This is a genomic window from Chitinophaga sp., assembly GCF_036566945.1.
Classification (GTDB): Bacteria; Bacteroidota; Bacteroidia; order Chitinophagales; family Chitinophagaceae; genus Chitinophaga.
This window is the reverse complement of the sequence record NZ_DATCVJ010001077.1, coordinates 1-20496: the sequence shown is the minus strand read 5'-3', so window position 1 is coordinate 20496 and position 20496 is coordinate 1. Positions and strand designations below refer to the sequence as shown.

The 20496-nt window shown below is 45.2% G+C and carries 21 protein-coding genes and 1 pseudogene; 4 read left to right on the top strand and 18 right to left on the bottom strand.

What is annotated here, in order from left to right; all coding sequences use genetic code 11:
• A partial coding sequence (locus VIP81_RS32550) for a cation:proton antiporter (RefSeq protein ID WP_331972110.1) occupies nucleotides 1-806 on the bottom strand: 806 nt, incomplete at its 3' end.
• A 199-nt stretch (nucleotides 807-1005) separates the two neighbouring features.
• Between VIP81_RS32550 and VIP81_RS32545 the strand changes: the two genes are divergently transcribed.
• Nucleotides 1006-2154 carry a hypothetical protein gene (locus tag VIP81_RS32545; RefSeq protein WP_331972107.1) on the top strand — a complete coding sequence of 383 codons (1149 nt, stop codon included), beginning with the start codon at nucleotides 1006-1008 and terminating at the stop codon, nucleotides 2152-2154.
• A gap of 39 nt (nucleotides 2155-2193) precedes the next feature.
• On the opposite strand, the gene VIP81_RS32540 is transcribed toward VIP81_RS32545, so the two are convergent.
• Nucleotides 2194-2517: a hypothetical protein gene (locus VIP81_RS32540; RefSeq protein ID WP_331972103.1), complete on the bottom strand. Its 324-nt coding sequence runs from the start codon at nucleotides 2515-2517 to the stop codon at nucleotides 2194-2196.
• A 186-nt stretch (nucleotides 2518-2703) separates the two neighbouring features.
• On the opposite strand from VIP81_RS32540, the gene VIP81_RS32535 reads away from it, so the two are divergent.
• A complete protein-coding gene (locus VIP81_RS32535; protein ID WP_331972100.1) occupies nucleotides 2704-3363 on the top strand; it encodes an RNA polymerase sigma factor in 660 nt (219 codons plus the stop codon).
• Nucleotides 3364-3380: 17 nt separating this feature from the next.
• Here the strand turns inward: VIP81_RS32535 and VIP81_RS32530 are convergent, their stop codons facing one another.
• Nucleotides 3381-3878: a hypothetical protein gene (locus VIP81_RS32530; protein WP_331972097.1), complete on the bottom strand. Its 498-nt coding sequence runs from the start codon at nucleotides 3876-3878 to the stop codon at nucleotides 3381-3383.
• Between the two features lie 127 nt (nucleotides 3879-4005).
• On the opposite strand from VIP81_RS32530, the gene VIP81_RS32525 reads away from it, so the two are divergent.
• Complete coding sequence (locus VIP81_RS32525) at nucleotides 4006-4704, top strand: TMEM175 family protein (protein WP_331972094.1); 699 nt, start codon at nucleotides 4006-4008, stop codon at nucleotides 4702-4704.
• 38 nt (nucleotides 4705-4742) lie between these two features.
• Here VIP81_RS32525 and VIP81_RS32520 read toward each other — a convergent pair whose 3' ends face one another.
• From VIP81_RS32520 to VIP81_RS32510, 3 genes are all read right to left on the bottom strand, one after another.
• Nucleotides 4743-5414: a hypothetical protein gene (locus VIP81_RS32520; protein ID WP_331972091.1), complete on the bottom strand. Its 672-nt coding sequence runs from the start codon at nucleotides 5412-5414 to the stop codon at nucleotides 4743-4745.
• 152 nt (nucleotides 5415-5566) lie between these two features.
• Complete coding sequence (locus VIP81_RS32515; protein ID WP_331972088.1) at nucleotides 5567-6139, bottom strand: dihydrofolate reductase family protein; 573 nt, start codon at nucleotides 6137-6139, stop codon at nucleotides 5567-5569.
• Nucleotides 6140-6151: 12 nt separating this feature from the next.
• A complete protein-coding gene (locus tag VIP81_RS32510; RefSeq protein WP_331972085.1) occupies nucleotides 6152-6496 on the bottom strand; it encodes a DUF1801 domain-containing protein in 345 nt (114 codons plus the stop codon).
• A gap of 321 nt (nucleotides 6497-6817) precedes the next feature.
• Between VIP81_RS32510 and VIP81_RS32505 the strand changes: the two genes are divergently transcribed.
• Entirely contained in the window at nucleotides 6818-8146 is a 1329-nt protein-coding gene (locus VIP81_RS32505; RefSeq protein ID WP_331972082.1) for a DUF3472 domain-containing protein, read from the top strand.
• Between the two features lie 115 nt (nucleotides 8147-8261).
• Here VIP81_RS32505 and leuB read toward each other — a convergent pair whose 3' ends face one another.
• From leuB to VIP81_RS32445, 12 genes and pseudogenes are all read right to left on the bottom strand, one after another.
• On the bottom strand, nucleotides 8262-9335 hold the full coding sequence (leuB, locus tag VIP81_RS32500) for a 3-isopropylmalate dehydrogenase (RefSeq protein WP_331972079.1): 1074 nt from the start codon (nucleotides 9333-9335) through the stop codon (nucleotides 8262-8264).
• A gap of 20 nt (nucleotides 9336-9355) precedes the next feature.
• A complete protein-coding gene (locus tag VIP81_RS32495; protein ID WP_331972076.1) occupies nucleotides 9356-10879 on the bottom strand; it encodes an alpha-isopropylmalate synthase regulatory domain-containing protein in 1524 nt (507 codons plus the stop codon).
• Nucleotides 10880-10896: 17 nt separating this feature from the next.
• Nucleotides 10897-11493 (bottom strand): 3-isopropylmalate dehydratase small subunit, encoded by a 597-nt coding sequence (gene leuD / locus VIP81_RS32490; protein WP_331972073.1) that lies wholly within the window; start codon nucleotides 11491-11493, stop codon nucleotides 10897-10899.
• A gap of 43 nt (nucleotides 11494-11536) precedes the next feature.
• On the bottom strand, nucleotides 11537-12940 hold the full coding sequence (gene leuC / locus VIP81_RS32485) for a 3-isopropylmalate dehydratase large subunit (protein WP_331972071.1): 1404 nt from the start codon (nucleotides 12938-12940) through the stop codon (nucleotides 11537-11539).
• Between the two features lie 445 nt (nucleotides 12941-13385).
• On the bottom strand, nucleotides 13386-13829 hold the full coding sequence (locus VIP81_RS32480; protein WP_331972069.1) for a hypothetical protein: 444 nt from the start codon (nucleotides 13827-13829) through the stop codon (nucleotides 13386-13388).
• 132 nt (nucleotides 13830-13961) lie between these two features.
• Nucleotides 13962-15071, bottom strand: a complete 1110-nt coding sequence (locus VIP81_RS32475) for an ABC transporter permease (RefSeq protein WP_331972064.1) — start codon at nucleotides 15069-15071, stop codon at nucleotides 13962-13964.
• Entirely contained in the window at nucleotides 15068-16174 is a 1107-nt protein-coding gene (locus tag VIP81_RS32470; RefSeq protein ID WP_331972061.1) for an ABC transporter permease, read from the bottom strand. The genes VIP81_RS32475 and VIP81_RS32470 overlap by 4 nt, the downstream gene beginning before the upstream one ends.
• Nucleotides 16175-16183: 9 nt before the next feature.
• The gene (locus VIP81_RS32465) at nucleotides 16184-16927 is read right to left on the bottom strand and encodes an ABC transporter ATP-binding protein (RefSeq protein ID WP_331972059.1); all 744 of its coding nucleotides are present in this window, start codon (nucleotides 16925-16927) and stop codon (nucleotides 16184-16186) included.
• Between the two features lie 11 nt (nucleotides 16928-16938).
• On the bottom strand, nucleotides 16939-17856 hold the full coding sequence (locus tag VIP81_RS32460; RefSeq protein WP_331972056.1) for an ABC transporter ATP-binding protein: 918 nt from the start codon (nucleotides 17854-17856) through the stop codon (nucleotides 16939-16941).
• Nucleotides 17853-18803 carry an HlyD family secretion protein gene (locus tag VIP81_RS32455; RefSeq protein WP_331972054.1) on the bottom strand — a complete coding sequence of 317 codons (951 nt, stop codon included), beginning with the start codon at nucleotides 18801-18803 and terminating at the stop codon, nucleotides 17853-17855. Before VIP81_RS32455 ends, VIP81_RS32460 begins: the two co-directional genes overlap by 4 nt.
• 13 nt (nucleotides 18804-18816) lie before the next feature.
• Nucleotides 18817-20088 (bottom strand): TolC family protein, encoded by a 1272-nt coding sequence (locus VIP81_RS32450; RefSeq protein ID WP_331972051.1) that lies wholly within the window; start codon nucleotides 20086-20088, stop codon nucleotides 18817-18819.
• A gap of 62 nt (nucleotides 20089-20150) precedes the next feature.
• Nucleotides 20151-20496 (bottom strand): annotated as a pseudogene (locus VIP81_RS32445) (TetR/AcrR family transcriptional regulator); the annotation flags it as partial.

Sequence of the window (20496 nt, the reverse complement as noted above, 5' to 3'; positions counted from 1 at the left end):
ATATCCCAGATGGATCTGGACTGCTGCTTTAACTTCTCCGGAAAAACTTTAGTGCTTAGTCTGCCGATCATCAGACCAAGTACTACTACCGCTATCACCCCTGATACATGTAGTTCTTCTGCCAGCAAATAAGTAACGAAGGGCATCAGCAGCATAAAACTGATGGTGACCATATCGTTTTTACGAACCATTTTCAGGATCACCCCCAACACCTTGCTCACGGCGAGCCCCACCAGCACACCTCCTGCCATGAGGACGATGAACTCCAAAGAGGCTTTCCATAACACGAACGCCGTTCCCATAGCGGCGGCAATAGCAAAGTGATAGGTCACCAGCGCAGAGGCGTCGTTGATCAGACTTTCCCCTTCCAGGATGGTAATGGTTTTATGTGATAAGCCAAGGCCCTTGGTAATGCTCATGGCAGCTACGGCATCTGTAGCCGATAGGATAGCGCCCAAAACAAAGGACAGGGGCCAGCTCATGCCCGGTATTAAATAGTGTGCAGCTACCGCAATAGCACCGGCGGTAATAAAAACAAGCCCAATGGCCAGTGTGCCGATGGTGTTAAAATTGGTTCTGAATTCTTCCGGGGAGATATTAAATGCAGCATCGTATAACAACGGCGGGAGGAATAACAGGAACACCACTTCCGGGTTTAGCGCAATGTTGGGCAGCGCCGGAATAAAGCCAATGCCAATACCAGCAGAGATCAGGAGTACCGGGTAGGGTAGTCTTATCTTGTCTGCCACGGCCGACAGCACAATCATGATAGCCAGAATAAAGATGACGATGCTGTAATTCTCCATGTATTACATTTAGTTACAAATATATTTAAACGGCAGACATTCCATGTAACAATAAATACAACTAATATGTAGCCACATAAGGCCTGGTTTGACGTATTTTTGCGGCAGCCATATATGCTGACGGAGATAGCCTTGTTAACTTTTTATTTTTTTCTACACTGAAATTTTATTTTTTAATCTCTTATATACTATGATTTTTATGTTCAAACCTTTGAAGGTGGTTAACCTCCTGAAATATTTTATCCTGTCGGGATGTTTGTTGCTGACACATTTTTGTTTTGCCCAGGCGAATGTATTTCCCGGAACCGGTAATGTCGGTATTGAGGCCCCCAGTCCCAAGGCCAAACTACAAATTGGAATGTCGTCATTAGACACGGTATCGGCTATCAGTATTGGACGAGCCGGAGAAGCTGGTAAAACAAATATTCCATTAGGTGGGGTAGCAGGCGCTTATAATATTGATTTTTATACCTGGCGGGATATGACGCCGGATCAGATAGGCGCGAGGATCCGGGCCGAAAGGATAAACAGGTATAATGCAAATAGTGCGCTGATCCAGGGAATGGACCTGGTGTTTCACACTTCCCCGGGCTCACTGCAGTCAGACCTTACAGAAAGAATGAGGATTAACAATCTGGGAAATGTCGGGATTGGGACAGCGTTACCTGGGGCAAGATTGCACGTGGCGGCTCCTTCTGGTACTTTATTGGCAAGGTTTTCACAGATAGACACTTCTGGTGGAGATGGTAGGCTGACTATCAGTAATGGGATTGGTGCCGCGAACAATTTTATCCCGGTCATTACTGGTCGTGCATATACACCGGGTCGCCCATTTGGGTTATATCTGGAAGGCGATGCGGAGGATGTAGTTCCGACTGTTGGAGATGCTGGAATGGCGGCCGTGATCCTTGACGGACGGAATAGGGTAGCAGCTCCATTGGTAAACAACAATGTATTGGCGGTGAATAACTATGGTCAGAACCTGCTAATGGTAAAAGCCAATGGAAGTGTTGGTATTGGCACCACCGATACCAAAGGCTACAAACTCGCAGTAAATGGTTCCGGTATATTTACCCAGATAAAAGTGAAAGTATACAGTGCATGGCCGGATTATGTATTCTCGGATAATTACGCCCTGCCTTCCTTACAATCGTTGGAGCAGTTTATCAGTGTGAATAAACATCTCCCGGAAATACCTGCTGAAAAAGAGGTATTGGCGGATGGTCAGGACCTGGGAGAGATGAACCGTTTATTATTAAAGAAAGTAGAAGAGCTGACACTCTATATCATTCAGCTGAATAAAAAAGTGGATGCCCAGCAGGAAGAAATTTCAAAATTGAAACAATAAACAAATACAAGGGCAGGTCTGCTAAGCAGGTCTGCCCCTTTAAGACGCCTTATTCACTTTCTGCTCCCGCCATTTAAGAAACATCACATGATAAGCAAATTCCCAATACAGGTGATCATCCAACATTTCCATTAATAATAGTTTTCGTTTAGTGCTATCCTGCCCGCTTTGTTTCATAAGATCGTACCGGGAGAGTTGCTCCAGCAGAGAGGACTCCATTACCTTCAGTAATCCGGGAAAGGAGTCGATCTCCATTCCTGTAATAAGTTTGCCTTTTGGTGTTTGCTTTAATTCCTGTATACGCTCGTGCGTTAATGTTGGCATTTTGATCCCCTGCAGGTTGATAATTCTACTCCTGTTCATCTACAATCACGGTTTTTAACGGTTAATAATAGTATACACATGATGGGTTAAAAGGTACTATGGGGGGCGGTTTTTATTTCCCCGGCTATGTACTTTGCCTATTAGAGTGTAAAAAATGAACCGGGGTTACAAAAAAGTGCGTTTTTTTTGTAACTTTTCTGCGAATTGATCATCCAATAACTATTCATGAGCCCACTTTCGTTAACAGCAGCAGATATTGACAACGAGATTATTAACAAAATTCTGGCAGGGGAGAAAAGAGCGTTTGAGCAGCTGATGCGCCGGCATAATACCAGTCTGTTCAGGTTAGGAATGTCTATCCTGAATAATGACGCAGATGTGGAAGATGCCATGCAAACCACCTATATCGCCGCCTACCAGCATTTGAGCAGTTTCAGACAAGACGCTGCCTTTAGCACCTGGTTAAAGAGAATATTGATTAATGAGTGTAGTCAGCAGCTAAAGAAAAGAAAGAAAGTGGTGAGGGAGGATATATCCGTATTAGATGATCATCATTCGGTCAACATCACCGAAGTAAAAGAATCTCCTGTGGACAAAGTAATTAATAAAGAACTGGGGACTGCGTTAGAGCAGGCATTGCTGCAGGTACCTGAAAAATACCGGCTGGTATTTGTGATGCGCGAAATTGAGCAGCTGAGTACTATTGAAACGAGCCAGGTGCTGAATATTTCCACTGTCAATGTGAAAGTACGCCTATTGAGGGCCAAGCTGATACTGCGTGGTAAGATATCAGACTACTATAAAAACGACCTGGTGTTCCCATTCCATCTCATCAGGTGCGACCGGATCGTTAATAATGTGATGACGCATTTAGGGATCGTATAGGCGTAGGCGTTTTGAGGCTAAATAAATTGACCTGCCTGCAGGTAGCGGTTATCAATATATTGATAATCTTTGCCTGTTAATACAATAGCACCACTGTTTAACCAGTTGATTACCTGTTCTGCCCGTCGTTTTACTTCCGGATATATTTCGTTGATCCTGTTACTTTTTTCCGCTTCGGGAATCCATCCTTCAATAAAGTTCAGGCCATAATCTATCCCGAGATGAATCATAAATTTATACCCCCAACAGTATTGTTGGTAGGTGGCTAGCAATAAACTTTCGAAGTCTCCATTTTTTTGGATAAGATGCTGAAGGAGAAGCATTAATTTATGCTGCTCAAACGCTGCATAGTCAAGGAATTCGTCAGCCTGCGACAGTACTTCATCCGTCGCATATTTATTATTGAAGTTGATGGATGCCAGTTCTATGTAAGCTTCGCTACCCATGGCTTCTTCCAGTGCTGTATTATTATACACCCATTTTTCAAAGTCACGAATGCTGATTTCCTCGTTCATGAGTTGAAAAAATGGGATTTGTAGTGCTGGCGTGATTTTATTCATCAGGATAACAAGTATAGGAATGAGTATAAATATATTGTATTTTTAGCCAACACCAACTATCAACCTAAACTGTAGCTACCTTATGTCCCACTCCAAAACAGGCTTTCAGATTGAACGCTTAATTCTCTTTAGCGATGCTGTATTTGCCATTGCTATTACTTTGCTGATTATTGAAATAAAGATCCCTCACTTACTGCCGGAGTACACCACGGCGCAGGTGATAGATGCTTACCTGGAGCTAACGCCCAAGTTCCTCGGTTTCTTTGTCAGCTTTTTCTTTATCGGCTTGTATTGGACGGTGCATCATCAGCTAATGAGCTATCTGGTGAACTATACCCCGGCCCTGGTATGGCTTAATTTGCTCTATTTGCTTTCTATTGTATTGTTCCCATTCAGTACAGCGCTGGACAGCGAATATGCCGGCACAAATTTCATTAGTCCCTTTTTGATTTACACCCTGAATGTCACGTTGTCTGGCGGTATGATTGTAGTTTTATGGAGATATATCAGCAACCCGGGGCGTCAACTGAGCGAAGGACTGGACAATGCTCTCTTTGTGCGGTATCAGCAAAAGAGAGCGCTAACAGTTCCTGCTGTTTTTATAGCGGTGTTCATTATAGGGTTATTATTACCTTATCATAGCATGAGTCGTACGCTCTTACCCGTTATTCCGTTTATCATGAGATTTTTAAAGAAGCAATATGATCGGAAAATGAAAGCCCAGGAGTTGAAAGCGGTAGCAGTGGTAGTTGAAGAGGAAGTTATTACCAGAGAAGAATAGTCATGGTGCTGAAAGGAGTCTGCTCCTTTCAGCATTTTTTATCTCCCTTTAAACGGATCTATCCCATTTTTTTTCCAGTCCATCAACAGGTAATAAACGGCCCACTTCACTTTATACGTCACGTCTTCACCAATGAATCTTTCATCGGGTTTATTATTTTTTTCATTCAGTCTCTTTTTTGGATTGCAAAGCCAACCGCCTACGCAATATAGGCGGCAAAAGCCCGCCCGGAGCGTGTATTCATGACATAAACTAACGGCTAACGCATAAGCAAAAGAGTGGAATTCCGGCATGCTTTCCTGGATGGGCTCATACCAGGCGGTAGTAGTGAATGCCCCGGGCGTGGTGAGTCCCAGTGGACCATCCTTCTGCTTTAACTCAAATCCTATTTTCAGGCTGCGTTCTTTAAATAACGTATCCAGCACTGTTTTGCCTGATATCCTTCCTGCACTGTTGGTATCTATTTTAGCGCGGCCGGTGCAATAGCTTTTGCAGTGAAAAGTCATGTTGCCTATTTCTTTCTGAAATTCAGCGGAGTTGAATACGGCGGTGGCTATTTGGAAGGCGCTATCTACCTGTGCCCGGATGATAGGGTCTGTGGTAAAGTATTTGGCGGTGGCTTTATCCAGCGTGATGGAAATGGTTCGGTTATCCTGTGCGTGTATGCTTTGAAATGCGAGCAGCAGGAAGAAGAAAGAAAGTAGTTTCATTACATGAGTTAAGAAGACTAATGTAAGTATTTTTTGAAAATCAGCATTCAATCTTCCCGGAAGCACTGTAAGAAGAAGGCGACCCTGGCAAATAATAAAAGCGACTAAGAGGGCGAACATTCCCTGTTAGTCGCTTTTACGCGGATGTACTTTTACTTTATCTTTTCATAATGCAAACACACTACCCCTGAACCCGCGAATGCAGTGCTTTTCAGCAACTTCAACGATACCGGGGTTTTAATATTTTTGAACAAGGGCATGCCTTCTCCCAGTAATATCGGGTTCACAAATAACCAGAATTCATCTACGAGCTGATACTCCATCAGCGTTTGTGTGGCGCGGGGACTCCCAAATATAATGATTTCTCTACCGGCGCCATTCTTCAGCTCACGTACCTGTTTGTCAATGTCATGACCAATGATAGTGGTTTTATCTCTTTTTTGGCCTTCCATACTTTTTGAGATGATCACCTTTTCTACCTGTTTATACCAGGCGCCGTGTTCAATATCATGTTTACTGGCATTGGGTTGATCCGGTGCGGTAGGCCAATAAGCATCCATCATATCATAGGTAACACGGCCATAGAGAGCCGTATCTGCCGCATTGGTCCGCTCAGCAGCATAGTCAAAGATCTCAGGGTCTACATGGATCCAGTTCATTTCTCCGTTAGGACCGGCCGCAAAGCCGTCCAGCGACACGTGCATAAAGGAAACTATCTTTCTCATGGTGGCTTTATTTTAAAGTGATTTACTGGCTTGTTTGAGAAAATCTCCCAGCTGTTTATAATCTACTGTGAGGCCTTCTGTAATAGTAGCTGTTTTGCGGTCAGGCGCTGACATCGATTTGAAATAACCTTTTATTTCTGCCAGCTCCGTAGCGTTAAAGAGCATAAAAGATAGTTTATCTTTTGCAGCTGAAATCACCGCTGCATAGTGCCCGTGCTTCAGATAGTGCGGCTTGCCGTATTGAAGCCGCTCTTCGGCATCAGGAATCGTTTTAAGGATCATTTTACGAAGTGTTGTAGCCGCTTCTTTTTGCCAGGGCGGTAATTTGTCTATATACTGGGTTACTTCCGGATTCATAGTATGTTGTTTTTAGATGACGATACAAACTTACAGTGGAAAAGTAAATTCGGACAGGTGCAATTAAGACAATTAGCGGGGCAATTACGTCAAACAGAAATAGCTTGCTTTTTCAATGATCAGGAAATTTAAATAAGTTATAAAATAAAATACTTATCTTGATATAAGTAAAGTGAACGTGAGCAAACAACCAAATTCTGAACGAGGCATCGTGCCGTGAACATGAAAAAACCGCTGTCTTTATAAACCGCTTTCCCATGTAGGTAAAATCTTGTCTATAAGCATTCTTTGTCTATCCAACATTCATTAAACCCATTGACAATGAAAATCAATCCCCGTATGTGGTATGCATTTGCCGTAGCCACGCTTTCACTTTTTTCCTGTAGTAAAAACCTAAAAGAAACAACGCCTGCCGCCAATGTAGCAGGACTTGTCAGCCCCTTGTCCGTTCCCGCCGCTTCCAGTTATGAGGTGCCGCTGGCCGGAAACGGCTTCGTCACTACCGCGGCAACGGGTGGGGCAGAAGTGATCACCAGCAATGGTCTTGGCAACTGGACCAGCGCGAGCGCCATTACCAGCACTTATTTCAGGCTCGCCCTCACCGGTACATTGAACGTGTCTGTTAAAATGAAAGTGCCCTCCGGTACCAGTAATATCAAGGTAACGGTGAATGGTACTGCTTTTACTAAAACAGTTACCGGCAACGCCTATACGACGTATAGCATCGGATCTGTAAACATCACTGCCGCGGGCTATGTAAAAGTAGACGTGCAGGGTGTTACCAAAACAGGTAGCTATTTCGGCGATGTGTCTCATATCGTTATCAGTGGCGCCGCTACGGCCAACAACGTGGTATACGCCAACGACCCCGCCAACTACTACTGGTCACGGCGGGGTCCTTCGGTACACATGAGCTTTACCATTCCTTCCGGCACTACGGCAGAATGGTTTTACAACGAGTTAACCGTACCCACCGGAGAAGATAAAATCGGCTCCTACTTTATGAGCAATGGCTTCGACGGCGGTTATTTCGGCATCCAGGTAAACAGTGCTACGGAAAGAAGGGTATTGTTTTCTGTTTGGGATCCATCGGTAGGTACTACCACGCTGGTAAGAAAAGGTCCAAACGTAGTAGACAATGCTTTCGGCGGCGAAGGTACCGGCGGACAAAGCTACCTGCTCTTCAACTGGCAGGCCGGAACAACCTATAAATTCCTGACGCATATTCTCCCTGATGGCACAGGAGGTACAGATTATTCTTCCTGGATCTATACGCCCGAAACAGGCGCATGGCGCTTCCTGGCTACCTGGAAAAGACCGAATACCGTGAGCTACTACACCGGTGCTTATTCTTTCCTGGAAAACTTTAATGACAACAATGGTTATTACGGAAGAAGGGTATTAATTAATAACCAATGGGTACGATCTACTACAGGTACCTGGGTAGAGCTTACCGGTGGCTACTATACCGCTGATGCTACTGCTTCCAATGATCAGCGCCGGGATTATGCAGGTGGTATTGATGCCGGTACCGGCGCATTCTATCTGAAGAATGGTGGTTTCTTTGCGAACTACGTAAATTATAACACCAGCTTTACGCGGACAGCTAACGGTCTTACCCCTACGGTTAATCTGACTACGCTGCCGTAAAATTTGGGTGCTTATAGACAAGGGAGGGTGTCTTCTGAAAAGAGGCATCCTTCTAAAAACAAAAACGGGATGTAAGGTTCAACCCTTACATCCCGTTCTTCTAAAATATTACTCCTTATAAAAACTTCAACACTTCTGCACCCATTGCTTCTGTTCCAAGCACTTTATCTGCCGGCGTTTGTGCGTCAGCGATATCTCTGGTACGGAAACCAGCTTTCAGTACTTTATCTACTGCGCTGATCACTTCTTCTGATTCTGCTTTCATGCCAAAGGAAATATCCAGCAGCAGGGCGGCAGACAGGATAGAAGCCAATGGATTGGCTACACCCTTGCCGGTGATGTCGTGTGCAGAGCCATGAATAGGCTCGTATACGCCGGTACCATCGCCGATAGAGGCGGAGGCCAGCATACCCATAGAACCGGCTATCTGAGAGGCTTCATCGGTCAGGATATCACCAAACAGGTTGGCGGTTACTACCACATCAAAACGACGCGGATCTTTTATCAGCAACATAGCAGTAGCATCCACAAACTGATGTTCTACTTCAATGTCAGGATATTCAAGGGCTACCTTTTGTACTACTTCTCTCCAGAGACGGGAGGTTTCGATGACATTGGCTTTATCAACAGAACACAGCTTTTTTCTCCGGGTTCTGGCGGCTTCAAAAGCTTTGCGGGCAATACGTTCTACTTCATAACGACTGTATTCTGCTACATCGTATGCGGTATCGCCATTGTTTTTTCTTCCTTTCTCTCCAAAATAAATATCACCGGTCAACTCACGGAAGAACAGGATATCAGCGCCTTTTAATATTTCAGGTTTAATGCTGGAAGCACCGAGTAATTCGTCGAATAATTTAATAGGACGGAGGTTAGCGTACAGGCCCAGTTCTTTGCGCATTTTCAGCAAACCCTGTTCTGGTCTTACTTTGGCAGAAGGATCGTTGTCGTATTTAGGATGACCTACGGCGCCGAATAATACGGCATCGGAGTTTCTCATTTTCTCCAGCGACTCATCCGGTAAAGGATTGCCGGTAGCTTCAATGGCTACGTGTCCGATCAGTGCTTCGTCATAGGTGAAGGTATGTCCGAATTTCGCGGCGATTTTATCCAGTACTTTTTTTCCGACTGCGGTTACTTCTTGTCCGATTCCATCACCGGGAACGATTAATATATGTTTGGTGGCCATTCAGTTATTGTTGGATACGTTTAAATTAAGTTCAGCATTTTCAGTGTTGCCTTGATAGCAGATACGGTTTGGTCGCTATCCAGGCCCCTGGTCTTGAATTCTTTTTCATTCCGGACCCAGGTAATGATGGTTTCGCACAAGGCGTCACTTTTACCACCGGGCGGAATACGTACGGCGTAATCGGCCAGTGGCGGGAGTTCCACCTTTAGTTGCGCATATACCTTTTTCAGCGCATTCATGAACGCATCGTATTGTCCGTCGCCCTGTGAATGCTCCTCAAAGATTTCGCCGTTAATAGAAATCCGGATGGTCACAGAAGGGTTCATATTTTTGGAGTGGGTGAGTACATAGTTTTCTAAGATCACGTGCTCCTGAATACGGTTGCTGTCCAGTACATCCGAAATGATATAGGGTAAGTCTGCCTGCGTTAACACTTCTTTCCGGTCGCCCAGTTCAATGATACGCTGCGTTACCTTTTTCAGATCGGGGTCCGACAGTTTGATGCCCAGCTGTTGCAGGTTGTTTTCTATATTGGCTTTGCCGCTGGTTTTACCCAGTGCATATTTACGCTGACGGCCAAAACGTTCGGGCATCAGGTCACTGAAGTAGAGCTTATTCTTTTTATCACCATCTGCATGAATACCGGCAGTTTGGGTAAATACATTTTCGCCTACAATGGGTTTGTTGACCGCTATGCGGAAGCCGGAAAATGTTTCTACCAGTTTGCTGACCGTATACAGCGAGGTTTCTACCACGGATGTTTTCACGGAAGGTAAGAAGTCGTGCAGTACTGCGATGGCGCTGGCGAGCGAAGCATTACCTGCTCTTTCTCCCATCCCGTTAATAGTGAGATGAATGCCGTGGGCGCCTGCTTTTACACCTTCCAGTACGTTGGCGGTGCCCAGGTCGTAATCATTGTGCGCGTGGAAATCGAAGTGGACGTCCGGATAGCGCGTCACAATGGAAGACACAAATTCTTTCACTTCATCCGGTGTGAGTACGCCTAAGGTATCCGGTAACATCACCCGTTTTATTGGCTGGTGTTGCAGGAAATCGAGGTACTGGAAAACGTATTCCCGGGAGTGGCGCATACCATTGCTCCAGTCTTCCAGGTATACATTACAGGCCAGTCCTTTTTCATTGGCCAGCTTGATAACGGCTGCTACTTCTGCAAAATGCTCCGCTGGTGTTTTCTTTAACTGGTGGGTTAAATGATTCAGCGAGCCTTTGGTGAGCAGGTTCATTACTGTGGCGCCGGCCTGCAACATCCATTGCACGGATACATCGCCATCAACAAAGGTTAATACCTCTACTTTATTTAAAAAACCATTTTCCTTTGCCCATTGGGTAATTGCCTGAACTGCCGCAAATTCACCGTCAGAAACACGGGCTGAGGCAATTTCAATCCTGTCAACTTTTACTTCTGTCAGTAAAAGTTGTGCAATGGTTAACTTCTCAGAGGGTGAAAAAGAAACACCGCTGGTTTGTTCACCATCGCGGAGTGTGGTGTCCATTATTTCAACGTGGCGCTGGGTCACTGGCATAATCGTTTTATGGAATTTTAGTACAGACTCTTGTCAGCGAACAATTTTATTTCGTCTTTCATGGCCTGTAAGTAATCAATATCATCATAGCCATTCATCATGTTCAGCTTTTTGTAGCTGTTGATGACAAAAGATTCGCTGGCTCCGGTGGAAGGAATAGTGATCGTTTGTGCTTCCAGGTTAATTTCCACTTCTGCTTTGGGATCTGCTTCAATGGCCGTGAAAATTTTGTCCAGGAACTCCGGGCTTACCTGTACCGGTAATAAGCCTACGTTCAAAGAGTTATTTTTGAAGATATCGGCAAAGAAGCTGGATACTACGCAACGGAATCCATAGTCGTAGATCGCCCAGGCGGCGTGTTCACGGCTACTGCCGCTACCGAAGTTTTTACCACCTACCAGGATTTTACCGGAGTAGATAGGATTGTTTAAAACGAAATCTTTTTTCGGGGTACCATCTGTTTCATAGCGCCAGTCGCGGAACAGGTTATCACCGAAACCTGTACGCTCTGTGGCTTTTAAAAAACGTGCGGGAATGATCTGGTCCGTGTCCACATTTTCAATCGGCATGGGAACTGCGGAACTCCTCAATATTGTGAATTTATCGTAAGCCATTTTTTGAGTTGTATCGTGATTGTTGTTGTTAGAAAAAGAAAGATTAAGCAATCAGCTCTCTCGGATCAGTGACTACACCGGTAACCGCTGCTGCTGCTGCTACGAGCGGACTGGCCAGCATGGTTCTGGAGCCGGGTCCCTGTCTGCCTTCAAAGTTACGGTTGCTGGTACTTACCGCGTATTTGCCGGCAGGTACTTTGTCGTCGTTCATCGCCAGACAAGCAGAACATCCGGGCTGACGCAGCTCAAAACCTGCTTCTGTCAGTATGTCCAGGATACCTTCTTCTTTGATTTGTTGTTCTACGATATGTGAACCGGGAACGATCCAGGCGGTCACATGCTCCGCTTTCTTTCTTCCTTTTACAATAGAGGCAAATGCACGGAAATCTTCGATACGTCCGTTGGTACAGCTGCCTATGAATACGTAGTCTACTTTTTTACCCAGCATCGCGTCTTCCTCATGGAAGCCCATGTACTGCAGTGATTTTTCGTAGCTGGATTTGCTGTCACCCGCCAGTGCAGCAGGAATATGTTTGGTAATACCCATACCCATACCCGGATTGGTACCGTAGGTAATCATCGGTTCGATGTCAGCTGCATCGTAGGTATATTCCATGTCAAAGGCTGCACCTTCTTCTGTTTTCAGCGTTTTCCAGTAAGCGAGGGCTTTATCCCATGCTTCTCCTTTAGGCGCTTTCTCACGTCCTTTGATATAATTAAAAGTGGTTTCGTCTGGTGCAATGATACCGCCACGGGCGCCCATTTCAATACTCATGTTGCAAACGGTCATACGACCTTCCATGCTCATGTTTTCAAACACATCACCGGCATATTCTACAAAGTAACCGGTAGCACCGGCTGCAGTAAGCCTGGATATAATATAAAGCGTAACGTCTTTTGGTGTAATACCCTTACCCAGCTTGCCGGTTACGTTAATGCGCATTTTCTTGGGCTTCGGCTGCATAATACACTGGGAAGACAGTACCATCTCTACTTCAGAGGTACCGATACCAAATGCTATGGCGCCAAAAGCACCATGGGTGGAGGTGTGAGAGTCACCGCAAACGATGGTCATACCTGGTAAGGTAATACCGTTTTCCGGACCTACTACGTGCACAATACCATTCTTGGGATTGCCTAATCCCCAGTGGGAGATGCCATATTTGTTGGAATTGGTTTCCAGTGCCTTCAGCTGATTGGCGGAAAGCGGGTCCTGTACCGGTAAATGCTGGTTGATCGTTGGCGTGTTGTGATCGGCCGTGGCAAAAGTCTTCTCAGCAAACATCACTTTCAATCCGCGTTTTTCCATACCCAGAAATGCCACCGGGCTGGTTACTTCGTGAATAAAGTGGCGGTCGATAAAAAATACATCCGGACCATCTTCAATTTTCCTGACAACATGCGAATCCCATACTTTGTCAAATAAGGTAGCGGGTTTATTGCTCATTTTTTAAAATTTTAAAAGTAGCTACTTGATTGTTCAAATTTATTCATAAAATCTATTTTATTTCAATATTTTTTCTAAGGATACCCGGGAAATAGTAGTGAAGAAGCAGCAGGAGCAAGCGTTTGAGCCTATTTTACTATGTATTGGACTGATAGTCAGTAGTATGTAATTTTTTGGAAGAAGACTTGGTCGTTGTTTTATTTTGGGCGATGGTCAGCGGAGGTGCCGCCCGGTAGTACCTGTCAGCAAAACCAGGAGGAGACCGGAAAGTGGAGATATATAGTTTGTATTAATATAATGTGTTTGGTGGTTCATTTCCCCTTCGGGAGAAGGAATACCGTAACGCCGTCGCTGCTGCTATGAGCGCGCCTTCCGGGGCATAAAAAAAAGTGGCCGTCCCGGGAAAGTCCCCACAACAGCCACTTTTTATATAATTTAATAGCGATTAATAAGTGTACGTAGCCACCGGCGCACCATCCGGAGCAATATTCACCGTGTATTTTTTAAAGCCGGTAAATAAGGAATCTTTCTTAATATATGCCACCACTTTGTCAGCAAAGCCTTTTATAGCCACGCTGTCTGTCAACGTAGATGTAGTAATAATCGCCATCGTCAGATCTTCCTTTTTCGTATGCGCCATCAGCTTCGAAAATCTGGCAGAGTGGGCATCGGTAACAGGAGAGGGATCAAACATGTCGCGGGAATCATTCAGGCCATTAAAACTGAAATTACAGATCATCATCTCATTTCCAAACTCCTTGTTAAAGGCAACGGAATCTTGTACAAAGGCACTAACGCCACCGCCTATATGAACATTAGCCGTCGGATGGGAACAGGACGACAACACAAAATACAGAGATACCGGGATTGATAAAAGGGCTTTTTTCATTGTTGGGTTTTAGCTGATAAAAGTACTGCCCGTATTGCAACGGGAAGTGTACGAATATTTTCGTAGGTGAAGATAATGAAAAAAATGAAGGCACAAAATTTTTGAAAAAAGAAACATCCTGATGTCAAAAAATCAACTCGTCTTCCTGTAATTCAAAATCGCCCAGCCATTCAACACCGCCGCAAATATCACCAGGTATAAAAACTCCAGTTGCACATCCGCAAACCCGCTGCCTTTCAGCACAATCATCCGCATCACCTTAATAAAATGCGTCACCGGCGTTAAATTGGCGATTACTTTGGCCCAGGCAGGCATACTATCTACCGAGGTGAAAAGGCCACTCATCAACATAAAAATCATGATAAAAAAGAACGCCACAAACATAGCCTGCAACTGGTTGCTGGTATAGGTGGAAATCAGCAAGCCAAATCCAAGCAACGCTACGAGGTAAATGGCGGCAAACAGGTACAGCGTAGCAAAACTACCCACCGGCCAGATGCCATATACCACCCACGCTACCGCTAGTCCTAATGTAAATACAATCATACCCACTACCCAGAAAGGAATCAACTTACCTAGTATGAACTCCCATTTCTGAATCGGTGTCACGTTGATCTGTTCAATAGTGCCGACTTCTTTTTCCCGCACAATATTCAGGGCCGACATAAAACCGCCGATCAGTGTGAGCAACAACACCATTACGGCCGGGACTACATAGAAACGGTATTCGGCCAACGGGTTAAACCAGTTGGAATACGTGATGTCAATCACACCGGCAGGGGGAGCACTGCCGGCATTAATAGGAATTTCTTTATTGTAGTCGATGATCACCGTTTGCAGGTAACCACCACCAATAGCTGCTTTGGTGCCGTTAATAGCGTCTACGGAAACGCCTAATTTTTGCGTGCCTTCCTTTACCAGGTTACTTTCAAAACCAGCCGGTATTTCCAATACGAGATCCGCTTTTTCTCTTTCTATATATTTTAATGCCGCTTTAAAAGAGGATTCTGCCGCCACTATCCTGAAATAACCAGAAGAAGATATTTTGGCAATCAGCTGCCGGGAATAAGGACTGTGGTCATTATCCACCACTGCCAGCTTCACATTCTTCACATCAAAATTCATGGCCAGCGGGAGAATGATTAACTGTATGGTCGGCAAAGCAAACATCATGGCCAGAATAGTTTTATCCCGGAAAATCTGCTTAAACTCTTTCTTTAGAATATAACGCAACACTTTCATGATAGCCGGGTTTTAAAGTTTCTCAGCGCAATCGTCAATGCCAGCGCGGTCATGCCCAACAGTACCAACGTTTCTTTCCATACATATTCAAACCCAAGCCCCTTCAGCATTACTGCCTTTACTATCAGGAAATACCAGCGGGAAGGAACGATATGGGAAATGATCTGGAATACCTTCGGCATATTCTCCAGCGGAAACATAAATCCTGTAAAAATCATGGTCGGAATCATCATCCCCATCATGGAAATCAACAACGCGGTTTGCTGAGAGTCGGTGGCATTGGAGATCAGCAACCCAAGCGATAAGCAGGTAATGATAAACAACATACTTTCCAGGAAGAGTAACAGGATACTGCCCTTAATACCCACGTTCAATACAAATACGGCCAATACCAGGATCAGGATGAAATTAGCCAGCGATAAAATCAGGTAGGGAATGGCTTTGGCTATTAATACCATGAGTGGTTTGAAAGGCGATACCAGTAATATTTCCATGGTGCCCAGCTCTTTTTCCCGCACCACAGATACAGAGGTGAGCGCAGTACATACAATCATCAGCACCAGCGCCATTACCCCGGGAATAAAGTTAAGCGAGCCATTGCCTTCTTCATTATACAACATCCTTGCTTCCGGGATAATCATATAAGGCAGGTGTGCTGTGGGACTGATTTCCTGCTGGTAAGCGGTGGTGATGGCGGTGATATAGTTTACTACTGTTTTCGCTGTGTTAGGATCAGAACCGTCTGTAATGATCTGTATTTGCGCTTTCCCCACATGTTGCAGGTCATCGCCAAAATGCGCCGGGAAAATCAACGCACATTTGGCGGTGCCTTTCTTAAAGGAATCCCTGATGGCGTTATAGTCGATGGTCGATTCCTCTACGACAAAATAGGAAGATGATTTTATTTTACCGATCAGCTGTTGTGTATTTACATCTCTCGAATTATCTACAATGGTAAGCGTAATATCTTTTACCTCGCTGGTCAGCGCAAAGCCAAACAGCACAATCTGGGCCACCGGCAAGCCAAACATGATGAGCAAGGTCCGCCTGTCGCGGAAGACATGGAAAAATTCTTTCCTGATAAATGCGAAGAACTGTTTCATAAAATTATTTTAATCGCCGGATCTTTTGGCGCCACGGGCCAGCTGATAAAAAACTTCATCCATATTATCTGCCTTGAACTGCGCTTTGAGATTGGCAGGAGAATCCAGTGCTTCTACTTTTCCATCTACCATAATGGTCACCCGGTTACAATATTCTGCTTCATCCATATAGTGTGTGGTTACGAAGATGGTAATGCCCGATGCTGCTGCTTCATAGATCATATCCCAGAACTGTCGACGGGTAACGGGATCTACGCCGCCGGTGGGTTCATCCAGGAATACTATTTTGGGCCGGTGAAAAATCGCCACCGAAAAGGCCAGTTTCTGTTTCCAGCCTAACGGCAGCGCCCCCACGAATTTTTTCGCTTCTGCGGTAAGTCCCAGTTGCTGTACCAGTTGATCGCTTCGTTTCTTTATTTCCGCTGCCGGCACGCCATATACGCCACCAAAAAATTCTATGTTTTCCAGCACCGTCAGATTTTCATAGAGAGAAAATTTCTGACTCATATAACCGATATTCTTCTTGATGGATTCCGGTTGTTTATATACATCAAAACCCGCTACCATCGCTTCTCCGGACGTCGGGTGGGAGAGGCCGCAAAGGATTCGCATGGCCGTCGTTTTGCCGGCACCGTTAGCCCCCAGGAAACCAAATATCTCCCCCTTGTTAACGGAAAAAGAAATTTTATTAACGGCATAAAAATCACCAAATCGTTTGGTCAGGTCCTTGCAGATGATCACTTTTTCTTCCATGGCAACATGATTTAAGCCTGGTTCATTAACCGGATGAAACTATCTTCTATACTGGGACGAATCAATTTTGCTTCCACATGTGTATGCCCTTTCGTTTCCATGTGCTGCCGGATCTCCTCAATATCCGCTGCATCATTCCGCAGCGTAATATGAATGTATTCACCGAAAGCATAGCTACTATCAATGGTCGGCTCACTTCTCAGTTCCGTGAGCAACTGGTATATATTATCGGCCTTGATGGCATAGAGCTTCACCGGGAATTGCGCAATAATATGATCCGGCGTATCCACCGACATAATTTTGCCGCCCTGTATCAACGCAATTCTTTCGCAGAGCATGGCTTCGTCCATGTAAGGGGTAGATACCACGATCGTAATACCCTGACGCTTCAGATTTTTCAACATCTCCCAAAACTCCTTACGTGATACTACATCCACGCCGGTGGTGGGTTCATCGAGAAACAACACTTCCGGTTTGTGGATCAGGGCGCAACAGAGTGCCAGCTTTTGTTTCATACCACCGGAGAGTTTGCCGGCACGGCGGTCATTGAAAGGCTTGATCTGTTCGTAAATGTCTTTGATCAGCTCATAATTTTCTTCAATGCTGCTCCCAAAAAGCGTGGCGAAAAAATCCAGATTTTCTTTTACCGTAAGGTCCTGGTATAGGGAGAATTTGCCCGGCATATAGCCTATCCTGCTACGAATCTGTTTATAGTCTTTCACACAGTCATAGCCCCTCACGGTAGCAGTGCCTTTGTCTGCCAGCAACAGTGTGGTGAGGATGCGGAAGAGGGAAGTCTTGCCCGCGCCATCCGGTCCTATCAGCCCAAACAGCTCGCCTTCGGCCACCTGCAGCGATACATCATCTACTGCCAGTACCTTACCGTTGTCGTAAGTCTTTGTAATATGATCCAGTATTACAGCACTCATTTCTTTTCGGTGTTAATCAGCATTTCACCATACATCCCTATTTTCAGGTAACCGTCATTTCTCACCCTTACCTTAATAGCATACACAAGATTGGCCCGCTCATTTTTGGTCTGAATGGTTTTCGGTGTAAACTCCGATTTATCAGATATCCAGGTGATTTCACCGGTATATGATTTATAGTTTTTTTCTCCCTGATCTATACGCGCCTGTACGGTTTGACCCAGCTTAATAGCAGGTAGTTTATCGCCGGTGATATAAGCTTTCAGGTACAGTGTATCGATGTTGGCAATCTTATATAACGCCTTGCCGGTGGCCGCCATTTCTCCTTTCAGTGCGTATCGCGATAGCACCACGCCACTGATTGGATTGATGATTTGCCCTTTGGAAATCTGTTCTGCATATTGCGCGAGTGATTTCTCCAGCGGTGCTTTTTCGGCGAGGATGGTCCTGTTTTGTGTGGACGTATTGGAGTCGTTCAGTCTTATTTGCTGCCGCGTTACGGCCAGTTGCCGCTCCAGTTGTTCAATGAGCGCATTGATATCGTCCAGTTGTTTCTGCGTGGCAGCGTCACTTTTTACCAGGTTCTCGGTTCTTTTTCTTTCCCGGTATTGCTGTTCCAGCTGGGCTTCCTGCACCAGCAGCTGCCGTTTTACCAGTTCTGTTTGCGGAACGGGATCATGGGTTTTTTCTTTCAGTGCATTGATAGAAGCCTGTATCTGTTCCTTTTGCAGCGTAGGGATGGCCACATCAATTTGTCCGACGGTTTGTCCGGCTGTTAATTTATCGCCTTCCTTCACGGAAAAGTCGAGCAGTAAACCGGTTTGTTGTGCCGATACAATGACTTCATCTGCTTCAAAATTGCCGGAGGCATCATAGGCGGGTTTGCCGTTGCCGCAGGCATTCATCAACATCACAGCAGCCAGACCTATTATTATGTTGTATTTCATATGCAATAATTAATCAGTTCCCGGAAGTGTTTTTATAATTGTATTGCGCCTGTAATAATTGTATGCTATGCAGTATCCGCGATTGTTTGGCCAGATTCTCGGCGTTGAGTTGTGAAATATATTCATGTACGGTAATCACGCCGTTGTCGAGCTGCGCCTGTGCCGATTTTCGTACCGATGATCGTAGTGTAATGGCCTCATCGTCCTGCTCCATTAACGCCGCATATTTGCTGACGTCCTGGTTTTGTTGTTGCAAACTCAGGTTGGTATTAAACAGGAAGGTTTCTTTATTGATATCGAGGTTTTGCCGGTTGATATCCAGTTGCTGCCGGTTGTTTTTTAAGGTATACAAACTTCCGATCGACCAGTTCAGGCGTATACCGCCCATCCACCAGGGGCCAAAGTCATTGTCTATAAAGTTCAGGGTCGGGCGGCCATAGGCGCCCTGCAGGAAGGCATTGAGTTTAGGTAGATAGTTCGACTTCAGTTGTTTTTCCTGCACATCAAATGCTTTTTTCTGTATATCATAGTAAGTAAGTTCCGGCCGGTGAATACCTTCCTGTGGTACTACCGGTGCGGGGTAGGTGAGGGTGGTACTGTCGGAGAGTGGCTGGTTAATAAACACGGCCAGCATTTTCATATAGGCGGTACGGTTAGCACTGAATTCGGTGCTGGCCATATCGGTATTCACTATTTCTGCTTTGAGTTCATCTACGTTACTGCGGTAAGCCACACCATTGGCCAGGGCTGCCTGCGCTTTATCCGCGGCGCTTTGCAGGTCTGCTTTTCTGAGCCGGTTTTGTTTCAGCTGTGCTTCCATCAGCAGCACAGCAAAGTATAATTGTGTGATCCGGTCTTTGATGGCATAGAGATTTACTTCCAGTTGCTGTTGTTGAATCTCTTCATTGGCTTTACTGCTTTCTTTCTGGTATTTGGTGACGCCGCCATCGTAGATCTGTTGGGTGATTTCGGCCTGTATTTTATACTGGTCCTTGCTGAGCACCGGCGGGTTGAGGCCGGGGATGGGCGGGAATACCGCGGCAAAATCAATGGTTTGGGACTGGTAGCTGGCTTGTCCGGTTACATTGAATTGCGGCAGGTATAACTTGCCGGCATTTTCCACCGAGTATTTGCTGCTGCGCACAATCAGGTCGTATTGTTTGATCAGCGGATAGTTTTGCCGTGCCAGGGTAAAGCATTCCTCAATCGTCAGAACCTGCGACACCGCCTTTTCGTGTAACACACCGAATAATAAACAGCAGCACATTGCTTTGAATAAGTTCATGGTGCAATATTCAGTTTGAATAATTGTTTTGAAAAGTTGTTCAATTTTCGGGCAAAAAAATATTACTTCATCATCCCTTTCATCCACATCGGGATCAGCTTTCTTCTTTCTTCCATCATGGCTTTAAACTCTCCCGACTTTACGATCTTGTTCCTTTCCAGCAGCGGCCTGGCGAGGAAAGGCATCACTACAAATCCGATGAGGTTCATCATCAGGTGCAAGGGGTTAATGGATAGTTTACCTTCTTTTTGCAGTGCATTTAATTGCTGAAAGAAGTGAGAATTAAAAATCGCATTTTTCCGGTTTCCCTTAAACAGTTCATCACTCCCGGCAAATATTTCATTTACCATAAACAACGGAAAATCAGGGTTGTTCAGCAGCAGCTCAATATAATGATCGGCTACCTTT

Excerpts from the sequence above, each read along its gene's own strand:
- VIP81_RS32545 (WP_331972107.1), top strand. The coding sequence starts at position 1,006 with ATGTTCAAACCTTTGAAGGTGGTTAACCTCCTGAAATATTTTATCCTG.
- VIP81_RS32540 (WP_331972103.1), bottom strand. The coding sequence starts at position 2,517 with ATGAACAGGAGTAGAATTATCAACCTGCAGGGGATCAAAATGCCAACA.
- VIP81_RS32535 (WP_331972100.1), top strand. The coding sequence starts at position 2,704 with ATGAGCCCACTTTCGTTAACAGCAGCAGATATTGACAACGAGATTATT.
- VIP81_RS32530 (WP_331972097.1), bottom strand. The coding sequence starts at position 3,878 with ATGAACGAGGAAATCAGCATTCGTGACTTTGAAAAATGGGTGTATAAT.
- VIP81_RS32525 (WP_331972094.1), top strand. The coding sequence starts at position 4,006 with ATGTCCCACTCCAAAACAGGCTTTCAGATTGAACGCTTAATTCTCTTT.
- VIP81_RS32520 (WP_331972091.1), bottom strand. The coding sequence starts at position 5,414 with ATGAAACTACTTTCTTTCTTCTTCCTGCTGCTCGCATTTCAAAGCATA.
- VIP81_RS32515 (WP_331972088.1), bottom strand. The coding sequence starts at position 6,139 with ATGAGAAAGATAGTTTCCTTTATGCACGTGTCGCTGGACGGCTTTGCG.
- VIP81_RS32510 (WP_331972085.1), bottom strand. The coding sequence starts at position 6,496 with ATGAATCCGGAAGTAACCCAGTATATAGACAAATTACCGCCCTGGCAA.
- VIP81_RS32505 (WP_331972082.1), top strand. The coding sequence starts at position 6,818 with ATGAAAATCAATCCCCGTATGTGGTATGCATTTGCCGTAGCCACGCTT.
- leuB (WP_331972079.1), bottom strand. The coding sequence starts at position 9,335 with ATGGCCACCAAACATATATTAATCGTTCCCGGTGATGGAATCGGACAA.
- VIP81_RS32495 (WP_331972076.1), bottom strand. The coding sequence starts at position 10,879 with ATGCCAGTGACCCAGCGCCACGTTGAAATAATGGACACCACACTCCGC.
- leuD (WP_331972073.1), bottom strand. The coding sequence starts at position 11,493 with ATGGCTTACGATAAATTCACAATATTGAGGAGTTCCGCAGTTCCCATG.
- leuC (WP_331972071.1), bottom strand. The coding sequence starts at position 12,940 with ATGAGCAATAAACCCGCTACCTTATTTGACAAAGTATGGGATTCGCAT.
- VIP81_RS32480 (WP_331972069.1), bottom strand. The coding sequence starts at position 13,829 with ATGAAAAAAGCCCTTTTATCAATCCCGGTATCTCTGTATTTTGTGTTG.
- VIP81_RS32475 (WP_331972064.1), bottom strand. The coding sequence starts at position 15,071 with ATGAAAGTGTTGCGTTATATTCTAAAGAAAGAGTTTAAGCAGATTTTC.
- VIP81_RS32470 (WP_331972061.1), bottom strand. The coding sequence starts at position 16,174 with ATGAAACAGTTCTTCGCATTTATCAGGAAAGAATTTTTCCATGTCTTC.
- VIP81_RS32465 (WP_331972059.1), bottom strand. The coding sequence starts at position 16,927 with ATGGAAGAAAAAGTGATCATCTGCAAGGACCTGACCAAACGATTTGGT.
- VIP81_RS32460 (WP_331972056.1), bottom strand. The coding sequence starts at position 17,856 with ATGAGTGCTGTAATACTGGATCATATTACAAAGACTTACGACAACGGT.
- VIP81_RS32455 (WP_331972054.1), bottom strand. The coding sequence starts at position 18,803 with ATGAAATACAACATAATAATAGGTCTGGCTGCTGTGATGTTGATGAAT.
- VIP81_RS32450 (WP_331972051.1), bottom strand. The coding sequence starts at position 20,088 with ATGAACTTATTCAAAGCAATGTGCTGCTGTTTATTATTCGGTGTGTTA.